We start from the raw sequence: 10,838 nt of genomic DNA, 5'->3' as shown, positions 1-10,838 counted from the left end.
GACATCTAGGGGTACAGCCTAGATACATGTAATTTTGAGTATTAGTCATACATTTATTTTCAATCATACTTATAATCATGGATTTCCTTGTTATTTTTTCAACTTATTATCATACATCCTAATCATACAGTTGGAACAAAGTGTTTTCAGTAGCTAATAGATGGATGATTAGGGTGTACTCATAATAGACAAAACGGTATTTATAATCCCTATAAATTGAATATAAGAATAAAAGTAAATACATGACCTATTCCACATTTTTTAAATTTAATTATTTTTATATATTATTAAAAAAATAAATTGATACGAATAACATAAATGAAAAAAATTAATACATTGACATTGAACAGTTTTAAAAATCTAAAGTAATTTTAAAAAGGAGTCTAAGTAACATGAGTGAACAACGTCCAATTAATACATCATGTCAGGTAGTAGGGCAAACTCAAACACCATTAAATAATAAAGTTGAAACACCCATTATTACCACAGAAACACCGCTTGTACAAATGCCAGTTATATTAGCCGAAAGAACAATTCAAATTGTTGTAGAATCTAATATTTCATTAGATCCTCCAGCAATTGAAATTAAGCGTATCTTAAAAAACAATGTATTTTTGACACAAGGTGATTTAGTTCCTCTAGCATTTACTCCAATACCAGGTACAAATTACAACCTAGTTACAAAAGCTAAATTATTTTTACAAGGGTATATCCGTAAAAGTATTGAGTATGTATATGATGAATACAATAGAATTATATATAATTCTATTGTAAATGTTCCATTTTCCGGTTCCACAGATCTAATAGAAGATGATTTTCTATCTTTAGCTTTAATAGCTTCTTCCTCAGATACTACATTTCATTTTATTAATCCTAAAAACGGTGATTTACCACATTTGGAAAAATGTTCCTTCGGAGATACAGTTTATTATAACAAACAACCATATTGCGAATTAGTCAGTACTCAACTTGTTGGATTAGACTTTTCCCCTTGTTTAACAAACTTAAAGGAACCATTTAATACTTTTCGTGAAATAATTGTATTAAACCTTAATTTAAAAGTTTTACAAATACAACAAGTACAAATTTAAAACAAAGAAAACTTCTTATTTTTCAAACCAACCTACTAAAAAAACACCAATATCCGTTAGTGCTCTCCTAAAGGGAACTATAAAATAAAATGAAAAAAGTGAGTGAAACTTATCCCAATATTTCCTTCTCTAAAAAGAGACAAACCCATTAGTAAGATCCAACCTTATCTACAATTGCAAAAAGCTGGAGACTTTGCCAGCGTAGAGTCCATTGGTACCCACACAATGCACAAAACCTTCGGCTATTAGTTCTATAAACAAACAAAAGATATTGCTATGTTGCAAAACATACTCAACCACAGTACACCAAGAATTACACTAAAATACATTGAAATTAATAAAGAAGAAAAAGATAATATCCTAGATGTATTTCATATTTAAAACATAATAAAATATAGCTCAAATAGTTAAATCAAAAAATCCCAAATTACATACACCTTTTAAAAAATAATTTCATAAAATAAAATCGAGAATGGCAAATATGTTCTCTCCGACAAACAACTCACAGAATAAACAAAAAGATATTCAGTATGAATATCTTTTTGTTTATTCTAAATATAGTTATTTTAATATATATATATATATTAATTTTTTCTGTGATTAACTAGACTTATATACTCATATTATTTCTTTCAAAAAAATAAGTATATTAATCTTATAAAAAAGAATAAATAACATTTTGAATCTATTTAATGTAAAAAAGGGATCTACTAATAGATTCCCTTTCCTTTCAAAGAGACTAAATTTATGAGTGTAAAACAAGTGTCCAATGCTTGTTCCACACTATAAGATATGCTTTCCTATTCAAAATAGTTCTAATGAATTTTATTTAGTACTACCTATTTTTTTAATATAAAAGAGTCTAACAATACTTCCACAAAAATATATGCTACACAAAATCAAATAATAAAAACATAGATTTTATTACTATAATCTATGTTTTTATTTAAAAATGAGGAAAATCACTATTATACATGCCCTCACACATATAAATACACTCCATAGCATGTTAAAGAATGTATAAACACACTCAAAACATAAACTAAAAGGAGGCTTTTTTAAATTGAGTGAAAAAGAATATAAACAAAATAATAATAAAAATAAAGATTGTAAGGTTAAATCAGAATCGCGGATTCCACTCAGTGATACAGAGGCAACGCCTGTTCTAACAACCAATCCAAGAATTAAAATTCCAGTTGTATTAGCAGAAAGAACACTTCAAATTGTAGTAGAAGCAGAAATTCCACTTTCTCCACCAGCAGTGGAAATTAAAAGAGTGTTAAAAGATGTATTTTTAACACAATGTAAACTAGTACCTGTTGAATATGAACCAATTAATGAAACAGGATATTTTCAAGTAACAAGAGCAAAATTGTTTGTAGAAGGCTATATTCGTAAAAATATTGAATACGCTGCTAAATACTGCAATGGCGTAATTCATGATCGAATTGCAAAAGTTCGATTCTCTGGTTTTGCTGATTTGACTGCTGATGAATTTCTTTCTTTCCCAATTATAGCTTTTGGTTCGGAAAATAAAGCTCGTTTCATTAATCCAAAAAAGAATGATGTTCCTCGTCTAGACAAATACTTCTTTGAAAATAATGTTTTCTATAATGAACAACCATATTGTGAATTAATTAGTGCAGAATTTTATGAACTTGATTATTCATCATATGATGTTCATTATGATTCAAAACATGATGAATATCAGGACAGAAATCAAGATAGATATCAAGATAAGTATCAAGATAAATATTATGATCAATATCCTGAGAAAGAATTTGACAAATTACGTGAAAAAATTGTTCTTGATCTTACTTTGAAAGTATTACAAACTCAACAAGTACAAATCGGATAAAATAAAAAAAGTAATATTTTTAAAGTAAATCAATTATTTTTCACATTTTATGCATTATAAAAGAAAGAGGAATCCTAAAAAAATCCCCCTTTCTTTTATTTACATAACATTATATTATCAGCAATCAATGTATCTCAAAATCTATAAAAAAATACCTTCAGATATTCCTTCTAAAGGTATTTTTCATTCACATAATCTGTATTATAAATAATTTTTATTTATCTACTTTAAAATACTCTGGATGTTCTGCTTTCATAGATAAAATGTTACCACACTCTGTGCAAACATCAGCAATCACTCTTGAAAATTGATTAAAAAGGTTATTCGTACTATTAAGTCTTAAACATGTTTGGGCATTTAATGAATCTTGCCCGATTTCTCGAGAACCACAATTAGGACATTTCTTATTCATTTTCAATTCCTTCTTCCTAAAATTTAGTTCACATAAAATCAAATTATCAGTAGTATCCCAAAAAGCTCAGAATTCTCATATAACTCTAAGCTTTACTTTTGTATTCATTTTCCTATATTTTTTAGAAGTCGTAAGAGATAATTAATTAAATTTCAAAAAATCATTTCCAAAACTCATACCATTTCTTATCTTTACTTGCTGCAATCATCTTCTTAACTTCCTGGACTTCCCTTATTGTTTGCATAAGCATTTCATCGCTTCTTTGATTCTTCGCTACGTCTTCGCTAGTATTCATCGCTATAAGCGTTTGGGATTCCTGTATCGTTTGTATAGCGCTCAATAACTCTGATTCTCTTTGTGCGAATCGATGATCTTGTTCAACTAAACGCTTATTTAATTTTTGTAGTAATTCATTTTGCTTTTCAATAATCTCGTTTTGATCTTGAAGCATCATCTGTAGCGTTGTAGCGTTGAAATCCGGTTCTTCATAGCGCTCAATTTCGTGTCGCTCTAATGGCAATATCTCAACGCCTTGATGCCATGATACTATTTGTTTTGTAGCGTTTTCTAATGTCATGTCTGTGTCGTTCTTTAAGTTGATAACCTTACGAAACACCATTACATCACTTTCTCTATACTTCCTATGCCCACGTTCATTCTTTATGAAAGTATAACCCTCTTTTTCTAGTACATCAGCATACTTACGTAATGTACTAGATTGGATACCTAATTGCTCTGCCACTTCGCCGGGACTATATAACGTATTCATAGCGTCTCACCTCAAAAATATATTCGCTATAGCAATGATATACCCTTTTTCCTAATAATTCACGTATCACTTGTTTCAAATTCTTAACTCTCATAATCTTTACATGGGTAATTTGTATTACAGACCCAACCTTAGGAATATATATCAATTTTAAAATTGAATACTCGTTATATTTCGATACCCAAATCAAAATCTTTTTTATTTATACAAGATTTTATGCAAAAAAAGAAGAGTGGGGATCCCTGAAATTCCCACTCTATCAACAATGTATAAAATCCTGTATACAAGATAGCAACACAAAAAAAGAAGAATCCCTATATAGACAAGGATTCTTCTAAAATAATTGCTACCGATAATGAGACGTTATGTTAACCTGTTTTGAATAAACATCCATCTCTATTTTCACTATTTACAAAGACACCCTCTCCTTACTCATAAACAAAAAACAACAAAAAAATCTTAAACAACTGACTTATATTAACTCTTTACTTAATTATTACTTCATGTTTAATTAAGTATAAAATTTAGTATTTACTTTGATATTTTTAATAGAAGTATCAAACATTATAATCTTAAAATAAAGGAGTTAGCTTTCATGCAATCATATATTATACATATTGTAGGATTAATTGGTAATATAATTGGATTTATATATACATCATCAAGGTATTTAGGAACAGGATATGGATCCACACCTCAAACATGGGGGATTTCAAATGAAATACAAGGATTGATTCCAATGCTACTGTTCGCAATTGGCATACTTATAAATGGACTATTTTTATCATTAAATAATCATTTTAAATTTGTAGTATCATTTACAATTATTTTAATAATAAATATTTGTTTTTTATTGTTCGAATCTATCAATGAAATGAATAAAATAGAATGGGTAAACTTAGTATCTGAACAAATTTTATTGATAAAACCCCTTCAAATATGTCTTGCTTTTCTTATCAGTTCAATAATTCTAATGTTTTTATATAAAAAAAATAAAGTATAAAATTCCAATAATCTTCTTGTTTTTAAACCATAAACTCTTTTTAAATAGAGAAAATTCACTTCCTACAACGAAAATTATGTAAACACAAAAGTCCTCCAGTTAAACAATCCGGAGGACTTTTAATAGTTTTCTAAGTTATCTTCCAAATACACTCAATCCTAAATAAATCAAACTATAACTAATTAAAGCACTTGCAAGCATCAAACCTATTTTTAATAATTTGTCTTTTATATTAGGTTTTACTTCACTTATAGGTTTTCCCTCTATAAAATCAATTATTTGACGATAAGTTTTTAAATTATGCTCTTTTTTTATGTTTTCAACTTTCAGTGATGAAAACATAAGCAAAATCGTAAGTACAAAAGGTATTATAAGACCATAATAACCAAAAAAGTAAAATACAGGTGCAATAGAAATAGGAAGTATAATCATTGATGCTAACATGATATAACTCCACTTAAAGAAAGTTGATTTTTGAAGTTCTTCTTTCATGATCTTTACATCTCCTTTAACTAAATCATCCAGGGAGACATTAAAAAGAATACTCATCATTAGTAAATTATGAATATCTGGATAGTTCCTTTCATTTTCCCAGTTAGAAATAGATTGTCTGGAAACATGAATTTTTTCTGCTAACTTTTCTTGGGACATGTTATCCCGTTTACGAAAATATTGTATTTGTCTACCGATGTTCATTTATACATCTCCCTTAAGTTTGAGGTTAAGTTAAAGGCTAATTAAAGACTACCAAATTTCTTTATAATAACGTGATTTTAAGATGTAAAAATGTTTTATCATGCTATTCCCACCTGGTTTTTGCCCTTTTCTGGGGTCCCGTCCTACACTTTTTATTCCACGGTTCACTTGACCACGAGCCTCTACACCCTCAAACTCCCAAAGATAACCCCAGCGGGCAAAAACCGCCCTTCTGGGGCCACCTCTGGTGAGTTTGCATGAGGGTGCCCCTCATGGTCAAGTGACTTTCGCGGCATAAACGTTACGGACTCAGTGATCAACCCTTCTCTAGTTATTCTCCCATGTATTCCTATTACAAAATCTCTCATATCTAAATTAATATATTGTATAATATAGTTAAATCGTATTTTATGTGGTATCACATAAAATCAAGTGCATATTCTCCCCTTCGGGGAGCCCGGTTTATCGCCTTAACGGCTTTAAACCGGGAAGATCAAGAGCATCCCACGAATCGTCCCGCCGTCATAAATCCGGCGAAACTCAAGCAGGGCAAAATCCGCCTGCCTTGGCATGATAAAAGCTGACGCTTTTCCATGCCTGCGGCCAGACGCATTCATTTTTGATTCTCGCTACGCTTGAACCAAAAACAAGCTCGGCAAGCCGAGTGAATGGTCTTCAGGCGGATTTTGCCCTGCGGGATTTCCTGGACAGAACGCTTCGCATCTGTCCAGATTCTTTTTCTAGATCAGCTTCCGCTTCTTAGAAAAAGACAAATAAAATTGCCTTCCGGCATTTTTATTTGTTTGATCAAAATGTCATGCTTCGCATCACATTTTGAATGAAATTAAACAAACATTTGTTTAAAAATGTTTGTTTAATAAAAAACGAAACATATAAACACGAATTATAGCGAAAACCCATAGCTTCGCTATAAAATCCCAAATAATTAAATACAAAGATAAAGCAAAGACAGGAGGTATCCCTATGGCCGCGCCACGAAAACATATAAGGATTCTCAAAACAAAAGAAATCGAAGGCATGGATATGCTTTGGAAAACTGGAACAGCTACCAGAGAACAAATGGAAAGAGAATATAACATCAAAGGAGATCGCCTAAAAAAACTTTGTCACAGCGGATATTTAGAAGAACGCACAGGTAAGATTGTTTTAGGAGAAAAGGGAATAGAAAAGTTTAAAAAAGAAGGAAAAGAATATCAATATAAAACCGGTATAAATAACGCCAAACACGATATTCGTCTCTCTGAAAAATACATCTCTTTACCGAAAGAAATAAGAGAAACATGGAAAACAGAAAAACAATTGCATTCAGAGGCTCAGAAAGACCCCAGATACGACGATTTTAAAAAAAGAATAGTAGAGTCCCATCCGCAAGGGAAATTCCAACCAACGCCCGATGGGGCCGTCTATAGCGAGACACATAATGGTTACATTGCCATAGAGGTAACAACACGTAACTACAAAGAGATCGATATCCAACAAAAACAAGAATTTGCAAAAACATTTTTATCCGGATATGAACAGCTATAGGAGGAAAGAACATGGCAACACAACCAACATTTATTGTTCCACATACTTTTTATACAGTACATGAAATTATGGATAATACGAATTCACCCTATATTTTAAACTTACATGACATTCAGGAAGATCCACATAAGAGAAAATTAAGTGATGAATTACATTTATTCATCATGAAGCATTATCATAATCTATTTACATTTATGCTTCATCATCAACCCTACATGTTAAAATCACAATTCTTGGACCTATTTGGCTACCAAAAAGGAAAAAAGAATAAGTCTAGAACACTTGGTTACACCAAATTAAAAGAGTTAGAAGATAAACTGTTAATTGGTTCTAAATCCTTTTATGGTGCGGAATATATTTATTTATCTTATCGAGCTTACTATTATTTTGGCCAAGAAAAAAAGGTGCTACCAATTGCACCAGGAGAGAATGTGCTCTTCCGCCATTTTACTCGTATGGAAGACTATCTAGAATTAAATAAACAATATACAGACCCAATATTATTAATCGCATTACTTTGCTCTCACGAGCATTATTATCTATTACATACAGAACCTTTTTTCCCAATTCATCCAATACAAGAAAAAGATACACGTTACTTTGGAGAATACTTCCCAAACAACAAAATACCTAAAAATCTTGATATGGAATTTGTAACCGACTTTCTGATAAAGACGAAAAAAGAAAATAGAGGATTGTGGTTCATCAATGAAGAGACACCCGATACTCAACTTCACGTACTCATTACATTTATCGATGAACTCTTTAAAATCCTTACTACACGTTGTTCTCTTAAATTACTTATTAATGATCAAAGAGAATCTTTACGAATCGTAGCAAATATTATCCCGATACCAGGAACATCTTATATCACAATTAATAACCTAATCTCTGATATCTATCATATTGAATTTTTATTAAAGATTTGTTTCCCAACAGTAATAACAAGCTTTACCTTTATTGTGATGAACCAAGATCATGAACGTGAATTAAACAATGTTATAAGTAGAATTACTAAACTTAGAGAAAATAAAAAGAACTTACAACCATGGCAATCTATGATTGATCCAAAAAACATCAAAATCCGAAATACAAATCTATTTAGACGTTTAAATTTCAACGATTCCTACGAATCTCAACGAGAAAAACCACTCCCACAGTAAGCACTTACTTATCGTAAGTGCTTTTTGTTTTCTCCCTACTTTTGAGGTAGAGGTTGGCCGGGGTGTGGGGAGACCCCACGCATTGCGTATCTAAAAAAAGAGTAAGAACGAATTATAGAACGTTAGATCAAGCGATTTGGCTCGTATAATGAGTAGCTCAAGCCGATATGCCTACATCCCACTTTTGAGTTTATCGGCTTGGCGATGGAAGCAAACGAGCCAAAAAAAGTTTGGCAAGGATGTTAGAAAAAAGAAAAGTCTTCGACTTTAGCCGAGGATTAACGAGGCGACTTTTTTCTAGCAAAGGTGGAGATTTTTAAGTGATCTTTGCTTAAAAATACTACCTGTTCCTTGCGGAACTTTTAGCCCTATATATAGAGTGAGATAGGAAAAATACAAAAAACCAGTAATATCAAGGGTTTAAAGTGTTCGGGGTGTTAAAAAAAATTAACACCTGTGTTAATTTTTTTTAACACCTATTTTTTAACAAAAAAAAAAAAAAAAAAGTGCAATAGTTAATTACACTTTTTTTAAAATAAATATATCGGCAATTTATGCTTTTTTTTGCTTCCTTCAAGTTGAATGTTTCTTAATGATTTTGCAAATATTTGTTGTGTAGCTCTATCAATATCATCTTTTGGTGCATTACATAATATATTAGGGTTAACAAACCAAGTACGAGAAGAACAAGATCGTCCATCTTCAGTAGTTATCCCAGTTTCTGCAACCCCTAAAATCCCTTTAACAAGTAAATCATTCATAATCTTAGAAATAGAAGTTCTTGTTTTTCCTAATTTTTTAGCTAAATAACTTGGAGAAGCCGCATTCGGCTTAATTTCCTCATCATTCTTTTCAACAACAACATTTGATTTAAACTCTAAGAATCTTGAAAGCTCAAATAAAAAAGCTTTCTCTGGTTGAGTTAAATAACCAATCTCACATAAATAATCAATATTCTCTGTTATCATTTGCACGAACTTCACCCCATCAGTTCGTTTTTTCTTCTTACCAATGAAATAATCGTTACCTGTTGTACTATGTAGAATCTGTAGTAAGACTTGCTGCTGCTCAGCTGACAAACCTATATTAGCTTGTTCTAAAAAATCTTCAACTTTATTCTCTCTTACTCGTGATTTTTTTTCAGAATGTCCTATATTGACTATTTTCGTCATAATGTTTCTCCTCTTTTCTAACATTTACAACTAGAGATGAGAAACATTTTATGCTATGATTCTTATAGTAATTAAAAATGAATATATACAATAAAAACCCCTCTTCTCTAATTGATTTGCTTGGTCGCTTTCAATTATAACATGAGGGTTTTTTTATTTATATAAAAGTTCTGTGCAACTTAGTAACTTATCTTTTATTCTCATGAAATCTTATAAACAATTAATTTATATATATAAATTAATTGTTTTTTTAAACCGAAAGGAGTTTCTTTAATGGAATATGAATAAATTAAACAAAAAGCCTAGTAAAAACTAAGCTTTTTGTCTGAAAAAAATACCTTTTTTCACCTTAATACACTTTTAATTTCACACTATTTTATACAACTAATAATAAAAAGTTCCAATGTAAACTTTTGTATATTAGTTTACATTCAAATACCCTATATTATTGACTTATCTCCAAATCACCTGATATCCTCAATTTATATAACAAAAGTATACATTCAAAACACTATAAATAAAGAGGTCATAAATCCATGAATAAAAAGCCACATCTTATTGATGTACAACCCATCCGTAGCAAAGAACAGATCGAAGATATGAAATGGGCTCTGAAACGTCATTGTTCCGAACGAGACTATATTCTCTTCCTTATTGGGATCCATACTGGATTACGTGTCAGCGATCTACTCCAAATTGAAACACAAACCATAATAAATTTAAAACGTAAAAAGAGAAAAGAATTTAAGATCAAAGAGGGAAAAACGAAGAAAGAACGCATGATTAACCTTACTTCTATTTTTGATGAATTATACTCTTATGGCCAAACACTAGAAAGTACCTGGTTATTCCCTTCCAGAAAAGGCGATCAACCCATTAGTAAGATCCAGGCTTATCGACAATTGCAAAAAGCCGGAGATTTTGCCGGTATAGAATCCATTGGGACTCACACCATGCGCAAAACCTTCGGCTATTGGTTCTATAAACAAACAAAAGATATTGCTATGTTGCAAGGAATTCTAAATCATAGTACACCCCAAATCACACTAAAATACATTGGATTTAATAAAGAAGAAAAAGACAATATACTTGATAATTTCCATATTTAAAATCTATCAAAAAAAAC

10 protein-coding genes and 1 pseudogene are annotated in these 10,838 nt (G+C 30.6%); 7 read left to right on the top strand and 4 right to left on the bottom strand.

The window, feature by feature from the left end; all coding sequences use genetic code 11:
- Positions 1-392 precede the first annotated feature (392 nt).
- From MKY21_RS31095 to MKY21_RS31085, 3 genes and pseudogenes are all read left to right on the top strand, one after another.
- Complete coding sequence (locus MKY21_RS31095; RefSeq protein WP_089149792.1) at positions 393-1,091, top strand: CsxC family protein; 699 nt, start codon at positions 393-395, stop codon at positions 1,089-1,091.
- 117 nt (positions 1,092-1,208) lie between these two features.
- Positions 1,209-1,472: pseudogene (locus MKY21_RS31090) on the top strand (tyrosine-type recombinase/integrase); the annotation flags it as partial.
- A gap of 682 nt (positions 1,473-2,154) precedes the next feature.
- The gene (locus MKY21_RS31085) at positions 2,155-2,949 is read left to right on the top strand and encodes a CsxC family protein (protein ID WP_131252260.1); all 795 of its coding nucleotides are present in this window, start codon (positions 2,155-2,157) and stop codon (positions 2,947-2,949) included.
- Between the two features lie 214 nt (positions 2,950-3,163).
- Here the strand turns inward: MKY21_RS31085 and MKY21_RS31080 are convergent, their stop codons facing one another.
- Positions 3,164-3,361, bottom strand: a complete 198-nt coding sequence (locus MKY21_RS31080; RefSeq protein ID WP_131252258.1) for a hypothetical protein — start codon at positions 3,359-3,361, stop codon at positions 3,164-3,166.
- Positions 3,362-3,521: 160 nt separating this feature from the next.
- On the bottom strand, positions 3,522-4,130 hold the full coding sequence (locus MKY21_RS31075; RefSeq protein WP_341078775.1) for a DUF3967 domain-containing protein: 609 nt from the start codon (positions 4,128-4,130) through the stop codon (positions 3,522-3,524).
- A 595-nt stretch (positions 4,131-4,725) separates the two neighbouring features.
- Here MKY21_RS31075 and MKY21_RS31070 point away from each other — a divergent pair.
- On the top strand, positions 4,726-5,133 hold the full coding sequence (locus MKY21_RS31070; protein WP_131252256.1) for a hypothetical protein: 408 nt from the start codon (positions 4,726-4,728) through the stop codon (positions 5,131-5,133).
- Positions 5,134-5,268: 135 nt separating this feature from the next.
- On the opposite strand, the gene MKY21_RS31065 is transcribed toward MKY21_RS31070, so the two are convergent.
- A complete protein-coding gene (locus tag MKY21_RS31065) occupies positions 5,269-5,829 on the bottom strand; it encodes a helix-turn-helix domain-containing protein (protein ID WP_131252254.1) in 561 nt (186 codons plus the stop codon).
- Between the two features lie 984 nt (positions 5,830-6,813).
- Here MKY21_RS31065 and MKY21_RS31060 point away from each other — a divergent pair.
- Entirely contained in the window at positions 6,814-7,377 is a 564-nt protein-coding gene (locus tag MKY21_RS31060) for a hypothetical protein (protein WP_131252250.1), read from the top strand.
- 11 nt (positions 7,378-7,388) lie between these two features.
- Complete coding sequence (locus MKY21_RS31055; RefSeq protein ID WP_131252248.1) at positions 7,389-8,540, top strand: hypothetical protein; 1,152 nt, start codon at positions 7,389-7,391, stop codon at positions 8,538-8,540.
- A 530-nt stretch (positions 8,541-9,070) separates the two neighbouring features.
- Here MKY21_RS31055 and MKY21_RS31050 read toward each other — a convergent pair.
- Positions 9,071-9,712 carry a hypothetical protein gene (locus tag MKY21_RS31050; protein ID WP_000161841.1) on the bottom strand — a complete coding sequence of 214 codons (642 nt, stop codon included), beginning with the start codon at positions 9,710-9,712 and terminating at the stop codon, positions 9,071-9,073.
- Between the two features lie 536 nt (positions 9,713-10,248).
- On the opposite strand from MKY21_RS31050, the gene MKY21_RS31045 reads away from it, so the two are divergent.
- On the top strand, positions 10,249-10,821 hold the full coding sequence (locus tag MKY21_RS31045) for a tyrosine-type recombinase/integrase (RefSeq protein WP_131252262.1): 573 nt from the start codon (positions 10,249-10,251) through the stop codon (positions 10,819-10,821).
- Positions 10,822-10,838 lie beyond the last annotated feature (17 nt).

Origin of the sequence: Bacillus sp. FSL R9-9497, assembly GCF_038005805.1 — a bacterium.
Classification (GTDB): domain Bacteria; phylum Bacillota; class Bacilli; order Bacillales; family Bacillaceae_G; genus Bacillus_A; species Bacillus_A cereus.
This window is presented reverse-complemented; position numbering and strand designations above follow the sequence as displayed.